This window comes from Desulfosarcina alkanivorans, from assembly GCF_009688945.1.
GTDB classification, from domain to species: Bacteria; Desulfobacterota; Desulfobacteria; order Desulfobacterales; family Desulfosarcinaceae; genus Desulfosarcina; species Desulfosarcina alkanivorans.
On sequence record NZ_AP021874.1, the window covers coordinates 4,683,460 to 4,702,030 of the forward strand.

Genomic DNA, 18,571 nt, shown 5'->3' on the forward strand with positions numbered 1-18,571 from the left:
ATGCCATAGCGAATTGATTTAACATCTGATTTCGAGTAAACAACGCGGTGCTCTTGTCTTGACACCCCCCGCCAAAACCAGTAGTGTTGCCCTTTTTAGAAAGAACCCATATCAAACGAAGTAAAGGAGACGTTCATGTTCGGTATCGGAATGCCGGAAATGATTCTGATTCTGGCCGTGGCCCTGATTGTCATCGGGCCCAAGAAGCTGCCGGATCTGGCCAAGTCGTTGGGGAAGGCCATGGGTGAATTCAAAAAGGCGACCAGCGATCTTAAAGAGAGCATGCAGATCGATACGGAACTCAAAGAGGTGAAAACCGCCTTCAACGACATCAACCGGGATGATAAAAGAGAAGCCCCGACAGATGCCGCCCAACCGGATCAAGAACCGGTCGCGGCCACCGGACAGGTTGAGACCGATGACACAGGAAAGTCTGAAGACGGTGACGACATGGACAAACTGAAGGCCGCCTTCGATCGGCAGCACATGGATGTTCCGGATGTGGATGGAAGCACGTCTGCCGACGGGGATGCGACCACTGAAAAGGCAGAACCGAATGATGAAACGCGCAAGGAATAACCAACGTGGCTGATCTGGATACGGATACGGAAGACAAAATCCCTTTTACCGCTCACCTGGAAGAGCTTCGAAAACGGCTGATCTACAGCTTTGTCGCGGTGTTTATCGGTTTCGGCCTTTCCTACGGATTCAAGGAGCGGCTGTTTCAGATACTTACCCAGCCCCTGATTTCTGTCATGAAGCAGGGGGAAACCCTGATCTATACCGGGTTGCCCGAAGCCTTTTTTACCTTCCTCAAAGTTTCCTTTCTTTCCGGGCTCATGATCGCCTCTCCGGTCATTATCTACCAGTTCTGGATGTTCGTGGCGCCGGGCCTGTATGATCGGGAAAAACGACTGCTGATTCCCATCGTGTTGCTCTCCTCGGTTTTCTTTGTCGGGGGCGCCCTGTTCGGCTATTTTATTGTTTTTCCATTCGGGTTTGATTTTTTCCTGGGCTTTGCCACGGAAACGATCCGTCCCATGCCTTCGATGAAAGAGTACCTGAGTTTTTCCGCCAAGCTGCTGCTGGCCTTCGGCCTCGTTTTCGAGCTGCCCCTGGTGATTACCTTCCTGGCGCGCCTGGGCATCGTGTCCGTTCCCTTTTTGAAGAAAAACCGCAAGTATGCGCTGCTTCTTTTTTTTGTGGGTGCGGCCATTCTCACGCCACCGGATGTGGTCACCCAGATCATGATGGCCCTGCCGCTGATGCTGCTATATGAAATCAGCATTGTGGGCGCCAGAATATTCGGTCGGAAAAAAGAAGCCCCGGCCACCACCACTGAAGCCGACGGCACCAGCGAGTGAGGACCCCGGCTGGAAAACGGATCGACTACCGGCTTGAATTAAAAGAGACGGCCGAAAGCACCGGGTACTTTACCGCCGTCCCCCATGATCAACCGAGCCTGGACGCAGGGCTCGACTATCTGCGCCAGCACCCTAACGACAGTTTCATGCACGCCCATTTGTTGGAGTGCATCGGGCAGCTGTCCCCTGCTGCGGCAGCCAATCTGCTGGATGCGGTGGACAGGACGGACGGCACCGTCCGGGCGCTGTTGCTGGAAGCCGCCACGGTTTACGGCCACCTGGAAACGATTCGGAAGCGTTTCAAGCGCCGGGAGATGAAAGCCCTGTCGCGCCTGACACCGCTGGTGTTCCTCCGCTCGGAAGCGCTCGCCGATCAATCGCTTCACCGATCCTGGGCCCAATTGTTTCACGCCAATATGACGAGACACCGCCCCTTGCCTCCACCGGCAGCAACCGGGCTTTCCTTTCCCGTGGACGGGGTTGACGGCAGCGACCATGCGCCGCCGGCCGAGTCCCATCTGAAAGCGGTCATCGAACGGGGCCTGTCGGTCGCGGACGGTTTCGACAAGCCGCGGCCGCCGCTGGCGGACACCATTTCCCGCGCCCAGGCGCGGCTCTCCGCCCTGGCTGTTTTCAAAGGGGAGGAGATGCGCCACCAGTCGTCCATGAGCCCCTGCGCCCTGTTGCGAAAATGGCGATTTCGCCACCGGGTGAAATGCGGCGAATTGAATTACTCCCTGTCCGGCATCCAGACATCATACGGTCGGGGCCTGTCCCTGGAATCGGCCCGGGCCTCCTGCCTGATGGAGGTGGTCGAACGGAGTTCTTCATTTGCCAGCGTTGATGAAACGGGCGTTGCGGGAACCCGGCGCCCCCACCCGATCGTCCATGGCACCCCGGCGGCGTTGGCCGCCGGCGGGTATTCGCTTCTGGACCCCAATCGCCTTGGTTTGGAGGTCCCCTATCTGGACGAACCCCTGTATTGGATGGAAGGGGAGCGTTTGACGGCACGCGGGATTGAACCCGTCTGGGTGCCGGTGCAATGCGTTTTCCTGTTTTGCAACCTGGACGAGCGATCCCTGTTCTCCGGGCTGGGCTCCACCGGGCTGGCTTCCGGCAATACCATGGCCGAAGCCCGGCTCAGCGCCCTGTATGAAATCCTCGAGCGGGACAGCGAGGCGGTGAATCCCTACCACCCGTCACGCTGTTTCCGGATCTATTCCGAAGAACCGCGGATGAAGGCCCTTTTCGCGGATTACCGGGCGCGCGGCATCCACGTGCAGTTTCAGGACATCAGCCCCGCATTCGGCATTCCCTGCTGTACCTGCTTCGTGACCCATCGTGACGGAACGGTGGCCAAGGGCGGTGGGGCCAACCTCGATGGTAAACGAGCCGTGCTGTCTGCCCTGACCGAAACGCCTTTTCCTTATCCCGGAGGCCCGCCATCGGCACCCGCCCCGGCGGACCTGCCCTGGCTTGAATTCGAGGCCCTGCCCGATTTTTCAAGCGGCATGCCCGAACGGGATCTGATGCTGGTTGAAGAAACGCTGGCAGCCAACGGGTATGGCCCCATTTATGTGGACATTACCCGCAAGGACCTGGGGATTCCTGTCGTTAAAGCCCTGGTTCCGGGATTTGAGATGATGGCAGACTTCGACCCATACTGCCGAATCAGCCCTCGATTGTTTAATAACTTTTTGAAAATACACAGCAAAAGTTGATATTCGATTCCCATTGACAGCGGACATAAGGATTGATAAAAATTCCAGGCGGAGTGATTGTGGGTGTTTAACCAATTTGCAAGAGGAGAGTGGTGGATATGGGAAAAAGAAATGCTGTATCATGGTTAGCCGTATGTGTGGGGCTGATGTTCGCCGCAGGAACCCTTTACGCGGCCACGGCGGTTCAGGACGTGATCCAGATGGAAAACAAGGCCTACAGCAAACACACCAAAGGCATCGCGACATTCAGCCACAAGAAACACAACGAAGAGTACAAAATCGGTTGCGGCGATTGCCACCACGATGCCGACGGTAATGCCTTGAACGACCTGAAGATGGGAGATGATGTGCAGGGGTGCATCGAGTGCCACAAGACCCCGGGAAAGATGCCCGGCAAACTGAAAAAAGAGATGAAAGCGAACAAGGCGTCCAAGAAAGAGATCAGCGCGAAGATGATGGAGTACCACGCCGAAGCCATCCATGCGAATTGCATCAGTTGCCACAAGGATTACAACAAGAAAAACAAGACCAAGGCTGCGCCTCAGTCGTGTACCAAGTGTCATCCGAAAAACAAATAGTCCTCTGATCGGATCAATCCGATTGTTCCCTTTAACGGGGTCGTGTTGCCGGTTCAGGCGGCATCGCCCCGTTTTTTATTGCATTCCTTCTGTCGATCATGACATTGACAGGTCACGCCGACGGTGGTAGTAATTGTTACCACAGCCTGTTGAATGTGCTCATGCCGCCTCTCCGGTTCCCTTGCTTTGCTCTCAACGCGGTAGCGGATTGCAGAACGATACCTTCAAGCGGCCTTTCCTTCCTGTTTATTTCTGAAACTGATGGCGAAGCATAGATCATTCCCACCATCGAGTATGCGGTTGTCAATCTAAAACAAGACCGGTCTCAAAAGAAGAACGCAATAGCGCAGTAGCTGATCCATCGACATTGGGTGCTGATTTATTTCCATGAGCAGGGAAGGATCACCGAACCGAACGCGACCATGGGGTGAATGTCAACATTCACGTCGATTATCACCGGTATGACCGGCACCACGCGTCATCTCGGTATTTTCGACCGTTTGCAGATTTGATTTCCCCAAACCAGGCCTTGGCAATGTCTCGATCCGTCAAAACCTTAGGGGTCAGTCTGGGAGCAGGGCTGCTTGGCGTGATCCTGTCCATTCCACCGTTTTCACTGGATCTTCAGGAGCATTTCGGGCTCAAATTACTTTTTTACCTCAGGGGCGTGCGCCGGCCTCCCTCGGAAGTGATCATTGTTTCCCTGGACCGAGAATCGGTGGCCGCGCTTCATCTTCCAAAAAAAATACAGAAATGGCCCCGCAGCCTGCATGCACAACTGGTTCAGACGCTTACCCGGCGGGGGGCGGCGGTGATCATTTTTGATTTGCTGTTTGATGAAGCCCACGGCATGAATGTGGACAACGCTTTCGCGGCGACGGTAAACGATTCGGGACGGGTCGTGCTTTGTGAGTCCATCCGCCAGGAAAAAATTCCCATTTCGGACGCACAAGGTGACTATCTCGCGGACTTAAATATTGAAACCCTGGTGTCTCCCATTTCTCCCCTGTCTCAATCAGCCATCGCCATGGCCCCCTTCCCCCTGCCCAAAATTCCGATCCAATTAAGTCAATTCTGGTTGTTTAAAGCTGGTGCCGGCAATTCGCCAACCCTGCCGGTGGTCGCTTTTTTCATATACGCCTCCGGCCATTACGAGTCTTTTTATCGCCTTTTCAATCAGGTACGGCCCAACAGCGATCCAACCTTAAGTCACATCTGGGATGAGGTCGTACATCAACGCCGAATAGAGGAGACATTGATTGCTTACCGGGAAATATTCAACCGCGATCCGTTGATTGCCCGTGAGATGCGGGACCGCCTGGCGTCTCCGGACAACCAGGGGTTCGATGCGGCAGAGCGGAAGATGCTCAACGGTTTTATCAGGATGTTCCAGAGCAAAAACAGCAGATACCTGGATTTCTACGGCCCGGCCGGCACATTTAACAGCCTGTCGTATTACAAGGTGCTGGCGTCGCGTGGCGGTGCCGAAACCGTGGATGGCCACCCGACGCCGAAGCCCTCCGGATTTGAAGGGAAAGTCGTGTTTGTCGGTCTGTCCGAGAACCTGCAGCCTCAGCGTCAGGATGGCTACCACACGGTTTTTTCCAAAAAAAACGGCATCGATATCAGCGGCGTTGAAATAGCGGCCACCGCGTTTTCCAATTTATTGGAAGATCGGCCGCTGACGCATCCGGATTGGCCCATGCACCTGTTGATTGTATTTGCATTCGGCTTATTTCTGGGGGTCGTGTGTGTTGTTTTGCCGGTGGGGATGGCCACCATGAGCGTCATCGGGGCCGGAGGGCTCTATCTGTCGATCGCATGGATATGTTTCGACACCTGGGCCCTATGGATTCCCGTCGTTATTCCTCTTTTCATACTGATGCCCTTGGCTCTGGTTGGAACGGTGGTTTGCCGCTATTGCCTCGCCAACCGGGAACGGGAGGGAATACGCAAAGCGTTCGGATACTTCCTTCCGGACACGGTTATCGATCAGCTGGCCAAAAACCTGGGGAATCTGGATGCAGGCAACCAGGTGGTGTACGGCATCTGTTTGTACACCGATGCCCAGCAGTATGCCGCCCTTTCTGAAACCATGGACCCCAAAGCATTGAGCCGGTTCATGAACCGATATTACGAGCGCCTGTTTGTGCCGGTCAGGAAACACGGTGGCATCGTTTCCGACGTGGTGGGCGATTCCATGATGGCCATATGGGCAAAGTCCAAACCGGATGCCTCCTTGAGGGCGTCGGCCTGCCACGCCGCACTGGGAATTGTCGAAGCGATCAGGCAGTTTAACCGGGATAATGAAAAAATCAGACTGCACACGCGAATCGGAATGCACGCCGGACACATCCTGGTGGGTAACATCGGCGCGGTTGACCACTACGAGTATCGGCCCGTGGGCGACATCGTCAACACGGCTTCGCGGATGGAAGGCATGAACAAATACCTCGGCACGCGGATTCTGATTTCCGATCAGGTACTGCAGCGCCTGGACGGATTTTTAACCCGAAGGCTCGGCGAGTTTTTGCCCTTCGGCAAATCCAACCCGGTCGTGATTCACGAGTTGCTGGGTTACCTAAAAGATATCAGCCCGGAACAACAACAACTCTGCAGCTGCTTTGAGGCGGGGATCCGGGCCTACCAGCAGAAAGACTGGGCGGCGGCGATCGAGGCGTTTGAACAGGCCCTGGCCATCTACCGTGCCGATGGCCCGTCGATTTTCTATAAAAAATACTGTGAGGCCTTCATGAACAACCCGCCGGACGAGAACTGGGATGGAACCGTGGTCATGGGACAGAAATAGCAACCAGGGGTGGAAAAAATGAAGCGAAGGGTAATACACAGGGGAAGCAATGCCCGTTGTCTCAATGCCATTCGACGGGTCGTGGCGGTCTGGGTGCTGCTTTCGGTAGCCTCGATTCCCGGATTCGTATGTGCGCAGCCGCCGGTTCAGGACGAGTGGGTGGCCACGGTGGTCTCCATCCAGGGCCAGGTTCAGGTGCGCAGCAAGCAGATGTCCCAATGGCGGGAGGTGCGCCTGGAGGACCGATTCCTTGCCGGCGATGTGATCAGGGTCGGCCCTGACAGCCGTGCGGCCTTTGTTCTCAAAAATGAAAGTACCCTGAGGGTCGACCAGCAATCCACGCTGGTCTTCACCGAAGCCAAACCCCAGCAGCCATTTTTAATCGAACTGCTCAACGGGGCGGTCCATTTTTTCAGCCGGGTGCATCGCAGCCTGCGCCTGGTGACCCCCTTCGTGAACGGGGCGGTGGAGGGGACCGAGTTCGTTGCCCGTGTGGATGACCGTCAGACGACCATTACCCTGCTCGAGGGCCGCCTGAACGTGTTCAACCAAAAGGGAAGCGTCCGCCTGGTGAAGAACCAGGCCGTGACCGCCATGGCTGGCCAGCCGCCGGTCCCGGTGGCGGTGGTGCGGCCCCGGGATGCGGTGACGTGGACGTTGTATTATCCTGCCGTTTTGTATTTTACGCCCGAAGACTTTCAATGCGGCGATGACTGGTGCGCGAGGGCGCGACAATCGATCGGGGCCTGGCGCAGGGGTGATTTGAAGGAGGCCTTTCGTGCTTTGGGCACCCTTCCGGAGGCCGTCGATGAGCCTCGGTTGCTGATATACCGGGCGGCGCTGAAGCTGTCGGTAGGCCGCGTGGACGAAGCGGCCGTCGATCTTCAGCAGGCGCAGGCCGCACATGGGCCGCGCAGTGATGCCCTGGCGCTTATCGCCGTTACGGCGTTGGTTCAAAATAAAAAAGAAACAGCGCAAGAGCTGATCAATCAGGCAATGTCCCTTTCGCAGACAGGCAGCGGTATCGACATGGCCAATTCATACGTTCAGCAGGCGTTCTTCAACCTGGATGCTGCCCTCGCCAGTGTTAGAGAGGCAACGCGAACAGATCCAAACAATGCCCTGGCATGGTCCCGGTTGTCGGAGCTGTACCTGTCTCAGGGGGCGCGATACCAGGCCCTGTCCGCTGCCCAACGGGCGGTTGCTCTCCAGCCGGAGATGCCATACACCATGACGGTTCTGGGGTTTGCCAGGCTGGCCCAGATAAAAACCGACGAAGCCAAAGAAGCCTTTGCAAAGGCAATCCGGCGGGATTCCGCTGCTCCCATGGCGCGTCTGGGGATGGGGGTGGCCAAGATCCGTGACGGTCAATTGGCCGAGGGCCGGGGTGAAATCGAGATCGCCGCCAGCCTCGATCCGGGCAATGCCCTGATCAGGAGTTACCTGGGCAAGGCCTACTTCGAGGAAAAACGGGATGCTCCGGCCAAGGAGCAGCTGGCGGCGGCCAAGCAACTGGACCCGGCCGACCCCACCCCCTGGTACTACGATGCTCTGCGAAAACAGACCTTGAACCGGCCGGTGGAGGCCCTTCACGACCTGCAAACATCCTTTGATTTGAACGACAATCGGGCCATCTATCGATCCCGGCTCCTGTTGGACGAAGATCTAGCCGTTCGCAGCGCAGGTATGGGACGAATCTTTCGAGATCTGGGATTTCAACAGCTGGCCTTGGTACAAGGCTGGAAATCGGTAAATATCGACCCGACCAACTATTCGGCGCATCGCTTCCTGGCGGATAATTACTCGGCTCTGCCCCGGCATGAAATCGCCAGAGTCAGTGAACTCCTCCAATCCCAGATGCTTCAACCCCTCAATGTCACACCGGTTCAGCCAAGTATAGCCGAGACCAACCAATTTATTTTGGAAGGCACCGAACCCGCTGCGCCGGCATTCAATGAATTCAGCCCGCTCTTTCTGCGAAATCGTTTGGCCCTTCAAGCCAGCGGAGTGGCTGGAAGCAATTCCACATGGGGCGATGAAATTGTACAATCCGGGGTGTCCGGCCGGTTTTCCTACAGCCTGGGTCAATTTCACCATGAAACTGACGGGTTCCGCGAGAACAACGACCGAAATACCAACCTATACAATGCCTTTACTCAGGTCAGCTTGACCCCCGAGGCGTCCTTGCTGGCCGAGTACCGATTATCTGACAGCGAAAGAGGCGATCTGTCATTGCGTTTCGAACCGGAAGCTTTCGACACGTTTTACCGGCAAGAAACTGATAGGCAGTCCTTTCGATTGGGAGGAAGGTATTCTCCCAATACGCGAAACGATATACTCGCCACGGTCATTTTTACTGACTTGGATGCTACCGATAAAAGTTTCATTCCGGGTCCTGATTTCAGCTATGAACTGCAAGGTGAACAAAAGGGCGTTATGGCTGAACTTCAGCACCTTTATCGATCAGAAACGGTTAACCTGATCAGTGGAATCGGCCACTATCATTCAAAACGTGAGGAAAAGAATTTTTACTCCTGGCGACCGTCTGACGAAAATACTACCCGGGTGGATCATACCAACCCCTATGTTTATTCACAGATTCAACTGCCGGGACATGCAACGTGGACACTGGGCGCCAGCATTGATTTTTTTGATGATAGGAACACGGATCGTGAACAATTCAACCCCAAATTCGGACTGACCTGGAATTGTACTCCGGCAACAACACTTCGCATGGCGGCCTTTCGTACCTATAAGAGAAACCTTCTTGCCGATCAGACTCTCGAACCCACCCAGGTGGCGGGCTTCAACCAGTTTTTTGACGAAGGAAATCGTACGGATGCATGGCGCTACGGCGCAGCGGTCGATCAGGCGATTGGACGGAATCTGCATACGGGAATTGAGGTATCAAAGAGGGATTTGGAAATCAGTTACCGGGATTCTGATTATAACTTCTACAAGGCTGGATGGGATGAACAAGCCGCTAGGGCCTATCTTTTTTGGACCCCACACGACTGGATCTCCACCAGCCTTGAATATGACTATTCCTATTTTGAAAGAGACAGAAAATATGTCGGATCGGATTTGTTCACCGAATTGAAAACACATAAAATTCCCATCAGTGCCAATTTTTACCACCCTACCGGCGTCTTTATGAGGCTGAAGGCGACCTATGTCGACCAAAAAGGGGAATTCGGCAACCCCCGTTTTGGGCCGACCGATGATGACAGTGACCATTTCTGGGTGATGGATGCCGCCGTCGGCTATCGGCTACCCAGACAATACGGGATCATTAATTTGGAGGCCAAAAATCTATTTGATTCCGGCTTTCGCTACCAGGATATCGAACCTTCCAACCCTGCAATTGTGCCTGATCGGTCCTTCTTGGTGAAGATGACGCTGGCGTTTTGAAGTCGATGGCCGGGGTTTTTAGACGACTTTTGAGGAGGTGGTAAAAAATCATACAGCCACTAACACCAAAGACATCCGGATACAGGAGGGGCTGGAAATGATGAAGAAAAGAGTTGTGTTGCTGGTAGGTATAATTCTTTTATGCATGGCCGCCTGCATTACGGCCCAGGAACCTAAAATGGAAGGAGAGAAGACAATGGAAACCATGAATATTGATGTTTTTAAGAAAAAACTGGAAGATCCTGCCTTTTTAGAACAAGTTTCCTTTTTTGTAGCCTATGATAGACAAAATGCGGTACCCATTGTGATTTCGACAGGCACCAATAAGGACCCAGAACGAATCGGCAATACGATTAAAAAAGAAGTCTTCCAATCAATCATCAAAGAAAACAGTAAGATAAAAACGACGACAATTCTTCAAACCCACGGCAGCCCGGGGTGCCAAATTATGACTGCCTTTGGGGAGTATATCGTTACGTGCTGGTAATGGTGCCACCGGGGGAATCAACATCATGATGTTTAGCGGTGATGGTATTGGGCAAACCATCGGCAGTGAAGATCTTATATTATTTCCTGCCACGGGCTAAAAAAGCTTCTGATGATATTTCCGGGCGCCCCTTACCAGCGCCCTTGCCCATGCCGTCGTCCCCAACGCATGAATGTGGGTATAGGTGGCCAGGACATTGTTGACGCAGACCCCGTCCCTGCCGTCTAAAAATCCCGAACCGCGCTCCATGGAAAAGGCCAGGTTGTCCCGGTGCCCTTTCCATTCTATTACGCTGGAGTAGTGAAATTCGTGTCCCAGCAGGGTGCTTCCCGGCGCGTAGAAGGGGTTCGGTTTATCCACCCGGACGATGGTGTAGCCGTGGCCCTGGGGCCTTTTGGAAAAGCCGAACACCGCCGGCAGCACTCCCGCCATCTGGAACTCGCCGTCTTCCAGGTGCAGGGCTTCTCCCAGGTACATGAGCCCTCCGCATTCGGCATAGATGGGCAGGCCGTTGCCGGCCAGAACCTGCAATTCCTCTCGGAACGAGGTGTTCGACGCCAGTTCCCGGGCATGGGTTTCCGGAAATCCGCCGCCGATATACAGGGCGTCCACCGGGGGCAGGTGGGGGGCGGTCAACGGGCTGATGTACACTATCCGGGCTCCGGCTGCCTCCAATGCTTCCAAATTTTCCGGATAGTAGAATTGAAAGGCCGCATCCCTGAGAATACCGATGGTGGGGCGGTCAGCAACCGAGATGGCTGCGGGTGGATCCGCTTTTTCCCCCGTACCCCTTTCGGGCGGTTTGGCCATTGCCCCTATAGCCTGAATCCGTTCGAGGTCCAGATGCTTTTCGGCAACCATCCGGATGGCATCGACGGCCGGTTGTGCCCAGCTGTGTTCGGGGGTCGGAACCAGCCCCATGTGGCGCTCCGGAAAGCGCTGTTCTCTCAGTTTGGGTACGGCTCCCAATACCGGTATGCCGGTATATTCTTCAATGCTGCGGGTGAGAATCGATTGATGCCGCTTGCCGGCCACCCGGTTCAAGACCACGCCCCCGATGGCTACTTGCGGATCAAAGGCGGCAATGCCACCCACCACGGCTGCCATGGTCCGTGTGGTTTTGGTGGCATCGATGCACAGGATCACCGGCAGGCCCAGCAATTTGGCCAGTTCGGCAGTGCTGGTTTCCCCCTTGGTGTCGATACAGTCGTACAGGCCGCGATTGCCTTCGATAACGGTAAAATCGGAGTCCCGGGTATGGGTGTGGTAGGATCCGAGGATGGTGTCCCGGTCGATGAGAAAGGTGTCCAGATTGTAGCAGGGCCGGCCGGCCGCGAGGGCAAGCCAGCCGGCGTCGATATAATCCGGACCCTTTTTAAAGGGGGCGATGGATCTGCCCAGGCACCGCAACGCAGCAATGATGCCAACGGAGAAGATGGTTTTTCCCGACCCTCCCCGAAGGGCGGCGACAACGATGCCCGGGGTTGGCTGGGGTTGCTGGTTGGATGGTACCTGTTTCAAAAGCGTGTGCTTAGCGGCGGAAAACCCATGGGGACGGCTTTCCGTCGCAGACAGAAATTAGTCTTCGTGCTCGGCCCCGGCCTGTTTGCCGGTTCCGGGCAGGCCGTACATGGAGGTGCTGCCCGAAGACCAGTACTCCAGCACTTCATCCTGAACGAGCTGGTTGACTATTTTTTTGGCAAGGCGGGGTTTCATCTCCAAAATCTTGGCCAAGTCGTTGAAGTAGAACTTGCTTTTGGTCTTCAGCTTCTTGGTCAGACTGGTCACGATCAGCTCTTTTGCCTCTTCGTATTCCATTGGTAGCCTCTTTTCTGAAGAAGGCAGGGGGGGCGCGTGGCCTCCCCCTGCTCGATTAACGCATATAGGGCGGATTAGAACTTGAACTGCGTGCTCTGACGCCAGGTATAGTAGGCGGGATCACGGAAATCATCGATCAGATGATGGGTGAATTCAAGCTCGGTTTTGTCGAAGAAGCGTTCCCAACCGATTCTTTCGGCCCAGTCGCCCACTCGTTCGTACTTGTTGGCGCCGGCGGAGTAAGCTTCGACAATTTTCTTGATACAGGCGGTGGTGGACTCCCAGCGCGGCGGCTCATTGGGAATGAAGGCCACGACGACCTTGGAGAACTTGGGTGTGCTGATGCGGTTGGAGACTTTACCACCCACCATGATGACGATACCGTCGCCTTCCTGGTCGGCCAGCGGCATGGAGGGGCACATGGTGTAGCAGTTGCCGCAAAACATGCAGCGGTCGTTGTTCACGGCCACGGATTTGAGTTCAGCCTCGCCGAATTTGACCTTGGCCGGCTTGATGGCCGCGGTGGGGCAGGCGGCGATGGCCAGGGGAATTTCGCACATTTTATCCAGATATTCGTGATCCAGCAGCGGCGGTTTTCTGTGGTAGCCGAGGATGGCGATATCGGAGCAGTGCACGGCGCCGCACATGTTGAGGCAGCAGGCCAGGGAAACGCGCAGCTGGGCCGGCAGGCGGTGGTCTTTGAAGTCGTCAAAGAGCACGTCCATGGTGGCCTTGACCGGACCGGAAGCATCGGTGGCCGGGGTGTGGCAGTGGATCCAGCCCTGGGTATGAATGATGTTGGTGACGCCGGCGCCGGTGCCGCCCACGGGAAATTTGTAGCTGCCGCCCTCGAACTTGCGGCTTTCCAGATCCTGAATCAGCGGCTCGACCTTGTCTTTGCTGTCCACCATGAACTCGATGTTGTTGCGGGTGGTGAAGCGCAGGTGGCCGTCGCAGTGCTTGTCGGCGATTTCGCAGATTTCGCGGATGTGGGTCACGGTCATCAGGCGGGCGCCGCCCACGCGTACGGTGTAGCACTCGTCGCCGCTTTCGGCCACGTGCACCAGTACGCCCGGTTTGATGATTTCGTGATACAGCCATTTGCCCTTGTTCTTGGCGATGACTGGCGGATAGAACTTGTCATATTTTTGCGGACCGATGTCAGTGATCCGGTTTTCCATCGGTTTGTCGGGATTGTATCCTGAAGAAATAAATGCCATTGTGTTTCCCCCCTTTATCTCTGGTGTTTCTCTCTGAATTCGTTGATGTCACGATCCCAGCCGCCAACCTCATCCTCTTTCCAGAAGATGTAGGGGTTGTGGCGCGGTTCCTGAACGTGCTGTGGCACCGGCTTGATGTTGGTCATTTCAAGCAGCTTCTGGAATCCCTGACGTTTGATCAGCTCACCGAGACGTTCGCGGTTCTTGCCTTCTTCCATCCACCAATCCCAGATGGCTTCGATGACTTCCTTGATTTCATCGTAGGGCTCTTCAACCTTGATGAAAGGCACCAGCAGGGAACCCATCTGGGCACCGTCGAGGATCGGGGCCTTGGCGCCGACCAGCATGGAGCAGCCGCGGTCGTCACCGATGTGCAGGGCTCTGGGCATGACGTTGATGCAATGCATGCAGCGGGTACATTCCTTGTTGTTGATCAGCAGTTTGCCGCCTTCATACTTCATGCACTTGGTGGGGCACAGGTCGCAGACTTCTTTATCGATGTCGAATTTTCCCCAGTCGCGACCGCTGTGGGCGCCGCCGTTGGGGGCGAATTCGCCGCCGACGTAGCCGGCAACGGCTTCCTGGTCGATTTTGATGTCGTCTTTCCAGGTACCGACGAAGGAGATGTCAGCACGGGCGATGGAGGCCACGCAGCAGTTGGGGCAGCCGTCGAACTTGAACTTGAACTTGTAGGGGAAAGCCGGACGGTGCAGTTCGTCCTGGTATTCCTGCGTCAGGGCGTAGCAGATGGCCTGGGTGTCATAGCAGGAATATTCACAGCGGGAAGAGCCGATGCAGTCGGAGGGGGTGCGCAGGTTGGAGCCCGAGCCGCCCAGGTCCTGATTGAAGTTGTGGGTCAGTTCGTAAAAAATTTCTTCCAGCTGGGGGGTGGAGGTGCCGATAAAGATGATGTCACCGGTGGAGCCGTGCATGTTGGTGACGCCAGAACCGCGGAACTCCCACAGATCGCAGAGTTTTTTCAAGAACTCGGTGGTGTAGTACTTCGCGCCGGGCTGGTTGATGCGCATGGTGTGGAAGTGGGCCACGCCGGGGAAGGTTTCCGGCTGGTCGCAATAACGGCCGATAACGCCGCCGCCGTAACCGAAGACACCCACGATGCCGCCGTGTTTCCAGTGGGTCACGCCGTGCTTGTAGGAGAGTTCCAATACGCCCAGAAGGTCTTCGACACAATCCTGGGGAACCTGGAATTCCACATTTTTCTCGTTCTTGGCCCTTGACGCGGCTTCTTGCTTCAGGTCTGACACGAAGCTTGGCCACGGCCCGGACTCAAGCTGGTCCAACAAAGGGGTTGCATGCTTTGCCATCTTTTACCTCCATTTAATTGATATTAAACCAACCTGCCAATAAAAATAGAACCGTCCCCGACGGGGGGTTTTAAGGTCACCTCCTCTCGAATTTTTTCTTCATATATTGTCGGGAGTGTTGAAATCACGTGGTTTTCATCGTTAAACCTGCAAGGAGCAGATATAGAATTAATCATGGGGCTTGTCAATAAAAAAGCCTGGTTTCGCGCAGTTAAGCCCAAGGCGTTGTTCGCTTGGCGGCCTCTATACAAAATGTAGTGAGCGCGGTGGTCAAAATATCTCCATGTGGTGTTCGGTACCGGATTGCTTATATGGGCTGAAACCGGTTCGGCGGCCACGACACCCTTTCGCGGTCAGGCTGACAATCGTCGATAAATCATCTGCATGTGCGAGTCCAGGTTGCCGGCGGCGACCCGGCGCTCCTCCGAACGGTGGTCGAAAACGGTCTCTGCGACCCGGCGTGCCGAGGCCGACAGATCCGCCGCCTCGTGGCGGCTGATATAATGGCGAAACATCTCGGGAAATCCTTCCGGGAAACCGTTTATCCGTGCGGTCAGGTCGAGTCCCTGGAAGAAACCGGCCATTACGGGTTCAAGGCAGCTGTCGGGGGCCCAGACCACCTCCTTGACCCCATCGAGCCGGTCCAGGCGCATGCGAACCGACAGCTGGATGAAAAATACGACCAGGGCATCCAGGATCTCCGTTTCGTTGGCCGGTGCACCGGTGGATCCGGTCATGGGAATATAGTCTCTGACGGTGATCAGTTTTACGGAGGCCTCTTCACCTTCCAGACGGACCACGAAATCGCCGGCAGCATGGTGCCAGGGAAAGATCTGGTTCGAGGTGACCGGATCATAGCAGGCGGTCAGGATCATGGCGGCATTGCGGTAAAGTGCCCCCGCCTGTCCCTCGGAAAGCAGGCGGCGATCGGCAGCGCCGTCCCAGACCACGATGGCCAGGCCGTTCGCGTCGGGTCGACGGGTCAGGTGAAATTCATGGAAGCCGTCGAACCAGTCCCCCAGGACCATGGGCGGGTCATTGCAGACGAGATCGTAGACCCGGGGAAACCAGCCGAATGGGCGTTGCTCCTCGAGCGTTTTCAGCGCCGCGGCCTCGCGGGTCAGGGCGCGCCGTCCCCGTCTGGATGCCGCCACGTTGACGACAAAGGAGAGCCTCTGATTTTTAACGGCCACCTGGAGCCGGGCCGGGTGGTAAAAGGCCCCGTGTTTTTCCAGAAAGATGGACAGGTGTTCCAGATCCGATTTTACGACCGGCCGCGCCAGCTTCCGTGAGGCGGCCTTTACGATCCGCTGCCACCCGTCGGCGGTGCAGAAGTTCAGGATCGCGGTAAAGTACCTGCCGTAGGTAAGGGGCTCGGGGTCATCGTTTTGGGCTTCCCGTACGCCGGGCTGCCGCGCCCCTGGCAATGGACACGACCACAGCTGATGGTCTGCATTGAACGGGTGGTCGGTTGTGGACAAAAAATAAGAGACGGTCGGCATTGGGCGCAGACGGGTTGCAAGTGTGAGCGAAAACCTGCATCCGGATCCGGGATGGTCCCGGTCCGGATGCACGGCGGGGTGTCGATCAGGCGCGGTGGGGCTCCAGTTCTTTGAGAATTTCCGGTGCCACCTCATAGCCCAGCGCTTTGGCTTTGTCCGCGTGCTCTATAGCAAGCGCCGGCTGCCCGTCTTCCAGGTAAGCGATGGCCAGGTTGTTGTGAGCAACAGCGAATTCCGGCGACAGTTTCAATGCTTTCAGGTTGGTCTCGATGCTTTCTTTGATCTGTCCGTTCATCAGGTAGGCGTTGGCCAGGGTGGCAAAGGCCTGAATGAATCGAAAATTGAAGGTCGTCGCCTTTTCCAGAGCCTTTATGGCGCCCTCGATGTCGCCGCGCTGGAGCAGGACAAATCCGATATTTCCCCATCCCTCCGAGAAACCGGGCTTGACCCTGATGGCCCGCTGGTTCCAGTCCAGGCAGCCATCCGCATCGCCGCGTTTCAGGCAGATGCCGCCCATCTGGACGTAGGCTTCGGCCAGGCCGGGGCTGCACTCGATGGCCATGGCCAGGGCCTCTTCCGCTTCTTCGATTTTTCCCTGGCCCAGCAGTGCGACGCCGAGGTTGTAGTGGGAGGTGCCGCAGTCGGGGTTGGAGGAGATGAAACGTTTTTGCTGGGCTATGAACGCTTCGGCATTGGGTGCTTTTTCCATGGTTACATCCTTTTCCGGTGGCTCCACCGATATGGTTTTCTTTTGAAATCAAAATGGGTAACGTGGCTGACCTGCCGTGTCAAGGAAAATAATCGTGGCCTCCCAGCTTTTTTCTTGACATAAAATCCCAACTTCCTTAGTGTTTTTTATCATTGTGCTGTGTGCCGGCCCATCGGCACCGTCGGCCGTGGATTTCGGTCGCTGCTATAACCCACAGGATACCATGCCATGACACCGGAGACCGTCGGGGACTTTGCCAAAACGCGCGTTGCAGCAGCTCGCGACGTTGATGTCAAACCCCCGAGTCGTAAGCGCCGCTTCCGGTCATAACGGTCATCTCGCGCCTTTCTTTTTTTTCAATACCATGTGATGTTTCCAGGAGGTAACATGAATTCAGGATGTTATACCGCTATCGTGACCCCTTTCGATGGCACAACGGTCGATGAAACCGGACTTGCCCGTCTGGCTGATTTTCAGATTCAAAACGGCATTTCCGGAATTCTGGCCGTCGGAACCACCGGTGAGAGCCCCACCCTGGCATGGGAAGAACACCATCGGGTCGTTCAGATCGTTTCACAGCAAACCCGGGGCAAGTGCCTGTGCATCGCCGGCGCGGGAAGCAACAACACCAAAGAGGCTTTATCGGCCACGCGCCATGCCGCTGAAGCCGGGGCCGACGCGGTCTTGCTGGTGGACCCCTACTATAACGGCCCCAGTTCCATGGAGATCAGAAAAGAATACCTCGCGCCGGTAGCTGCGGCCTTTCCCGATATCTCCATTATTCCCTATGTCATCCCCGGGCGAACCGGAGCCCAACTGCTGCCCGAAGACCTGGCCCTGGTGTTCCGGGAACACCCGAACGTCAATACGGTCAAAGAGGCCACGGGAAATCTGGACAACATGCGGCGAACGCGGCAATGTTGTGGGCCCGAGTACACGATACTTTCCGGCGACGACGGGTTGACGGTCGACATGATGACCGATCCGGACATTGCCGCGGCAGGTGCCATTTCGGTGGTATCCAATCTCGCTCCCAAGGCCATGAGCGATCTGGTTCGCCTGCTGGGAAGCGGTGAAAGCGAAGCGGCGAAACCGCTGGCCGAGGCGTTGAAGCCGCTGTTCGGTCTGGTGACGGTGAATACGATCGAGAAAACCCCGTATGGTGACGTGACCTGTCGGGCACGCAATCCGCTGGCACTCAAGACGCTGATGCAGTTGCTGGGCGTTCCTGCGGGTCCCTGTCGTCCACCGCTGGGAAAAATGAGCCGGGCCGGCTTGGATGTGGTGGTGGCCATCGCCAGGACCGTTCAGTCGAAAAATCCGGAGATTCTGACGCCGCTGGCGGAATTTTTCAATGTGGATATCGACGCTCGTCTCAACGACGCTCGTTTGTTGGAGGCGCTGTACTACCCGACGTATTGACGGCTGCCCGGAAACGGCACCTGTTGGCCCATATCTGCGTTCCCGGTTTCCCTGAATCCGCGATGCGGCATCGTTGCGCCGCCGGTTCCAGGACGCCTGCGGCTTTGGTCTGAACCGCAACCACTTCTGGACGGACATCGTCGTTTGTCTTTCCCCCAATTCTATCCTGCCTGGCGGCCGGACCATGTTTCTCATCAAGCGACAC

The 18,571-nt window shown here is 56.0% G+C and carries 15 protein-coding genes and 1 pseudogene; 9 read left to right on the top strand and 7 right to left on the bottom strand.

Going from position 1 to position 18,571, the window contains the following annotated elements; all coding sequences use genetic code 11:
- Positions 1–135 precede the first annotated feature (135 nt).
- The 6 genes and pseudogenes from DSCA_RS20495 to DSCA_RS33320 form a co-directional block, all read left to right on the top strand.
- The gene (locus DSCA_RS20495) at positions 136–579 is read left to right on the top strand and encodes a twin-arginine translocase TatA/TatE family subunit (RefSeq protein WP_155318198.1); all 444 of its coding nucleotides are present in this window, start codon (positions 136–138) and stop codon (positions 577–579) included.
- 14 nt (positions 580–593) lie between these two features.
- On the top strand, positions 594–1,364 hold the full coding sequence (gene tatC, locus DSCA_RS20500) for a twin-arginine translocase subunit TatC (protein ID WP_197904833.1): 771 nt from the start codon (positions 594–596) through the stop codon (positions 1,362–1,364).
- Positions 1,361–3,085: a YcaO-like family protein gene (locus tag DSCA_RS20505; protein ID WP_155318200.1), complete on the top strand. Its 1,725-nt coding sequence runs from the start codon at positions 1,361–1,363 to the stop codon at positions 3,083–3,085. The genes tatC and DSCA_RS20505 overlap by 4 nt, the downstream gene beginning before the upstream one ends.
- 98 nt (positions 3,086–3,183) lie before the next feature.
- Entirely contained in the window at positions 3,184–3,663 is a 480-nt protein-coding gene (locus tag DSCA_RS20510; RefSeq protein WP_155318201.1) for a cytochrome c3 family protein, read from the top strand.
- Positions 3,664–4,198: 535 nt separating this feature from the next.
- Positions 4,199–6,472 (top strand): CHASE2 domain-containing protein, encoded by a 2,274-nt coding sequence (locus tag DSCA_RS20515; protein ID WP_155318202.1) that lies wholly within the window; start codon positions 4,199–4,201, stop codon positions 6,470–6,472.
- Positions 6,473–6,682: 210 nt separating this feature from the next.
- Positions 6,683–6,946, top strand: a pseudogene (locus DSCA_RS33320) (FecR domain-containing protein); the annotation flags it as partial.
- Here DSCA_RS33320 and DSCA_RS32665 read toward each other — a convergent pair.
- Positions 6,851–7,207 carry a hypothetical protein gene (locus DSCA_RS32665; RefSeq protein ID WP_231716231.1) on the bottom strand — a complete coding sequence of 119 codons (357 nt, stop codon included), beginning with the start codon at positions 7,205–7,207 and terminating at the stop codon, positions 6,851–6,853. The pseudogene DSCA_RS33320 and the gene DSCA_RS32665 overlap by 96 nt on opposite strands.
- Before the next feature lie 48 nt (positions 7,208–7,255).
- Between DSCA_RS32665 and DSCA_RS20520 the strand changes: the two genes are divergently transcribed.
- Positions 7,256–9,883, top strand: a complete 2,628-nt coding sequence (locus DSCA_RS20520; RefSeq protein WP_231716232.1) for a tetratricopeptide repeat protein — start codon at positions 7,256–7,258, stop codon at positions 9,881–9,883.
- Between the two features lie 97 nt (positions 9,884–9,980).
- Positions 9,981–10,370: a hypothetical protein gene (locus tag DSCA_RS20525; protein ID WP_155318204.1), complete on the top strand. Its 390-nt coding sequence runs from the start codon at positions 9,981–9,983 to the stop codon at positions 10,368–10,370.
- Positions 10,371–10,466: 96 nt separating this feature from the next.
- Here the strand turns inward: DSCA_RS20525 and DSCA_RS20530 are convergent, their stop codons facing one another.
- From DSCA_RS20530 to DSCA_RS20555, 6 genes are all read right to left on the bottom strand, one after another.
- Positions 10,467–11,891, bottom strand: a complete 1,425-nt coding sequence (locus DSCA_RS20530; RefSeq protein ID WP_155318205.1) for a cobyrinate a,c-diamide synthase — start codon at positions 11,889–11,891, stop codon at positions 10,467–10,469.
- 57 nt (positions 11,892–11,948) lie between these two features.
- Positions 11,949–12,188: a dissimilatory sulfite reductase D family protein gene (locus DSCA_RS20535; protein ID WP_155318206.1), complete on the bottom strand. Its 240-nt coding sequence runs from the start codon at positions 12,186–12,188 to the stop codon at positions 11,949–11,951.
- A gap of 74 nt (positions 12,189–12,262) precedes the next feature.
- On the bottom strand, positions 12,263–13,408 hold the full coding sequence (gene dsrB / locus DSCA_RS20540) for a dissimilatory-type sulfite reductase subunit beta (RefSeq protein WP_155318207.1): 1,146 nt from the start codon (positions 13,406–13,408) through the stop codon (positions 12,263–12,265).
- Between the two features lie 14 nt (positions 13,409–13,422).
- On the bottom strand, positions 13,423–14,733 hold the full coding sequence (gene dsrA / locus DSCA_RS20545) for a dissimilatory-type sulfite reductase subunit alpha (protein ID WP_155318208.1): 1,311 nt from the start codon (positions 14,731–14,733) through the stop codon (positions 13,423–13,425).
- 353 nt (positions 14,734–15,086) lie between these two features.
- Complete coding sequence (locus DSCA_RS20550) at positions 15,087–16,160, bottom strand: hypothetical protein (protein ID WP_155318209.1); 1,074 nt, start codon at positions 16,158–16,160, stop codon at positions 15,087–15,089.
- 160 nt (positions 16,161–16,320) lie between these two features.
- Positions 16,321–16,944 (bottom strand): tetratricopeptide repeat protein, encoded by a 624-nt coding sequence (locus DSCA_RS20555; protein WP_155318210.1) that lies wholly within the window; start codon positions 16,942–16,944, stop codon positions 16,321–16,323.
- Positions 16,945–17,331: 387 nt separating this feature from the next.
- On the opposite strand from DSCA_RS20555, the gene dapA reads away from it, so the two are divergent.
- Positions 17,332–18,366: a 4-hydroxy-tetrahydrodipicolinate synthase gene (dapA, locus tag DSCA_RS20560; RefSeq protein ID WP_155318211.1), complete on the top strand. Its 1,035-nt coding sequence runs from the start codon at positions 17,332–17,334 to the stop codon at positions 18,364–18,366.
- Positions 18,367–18,571: the final 205 nt, after the last annotated feature.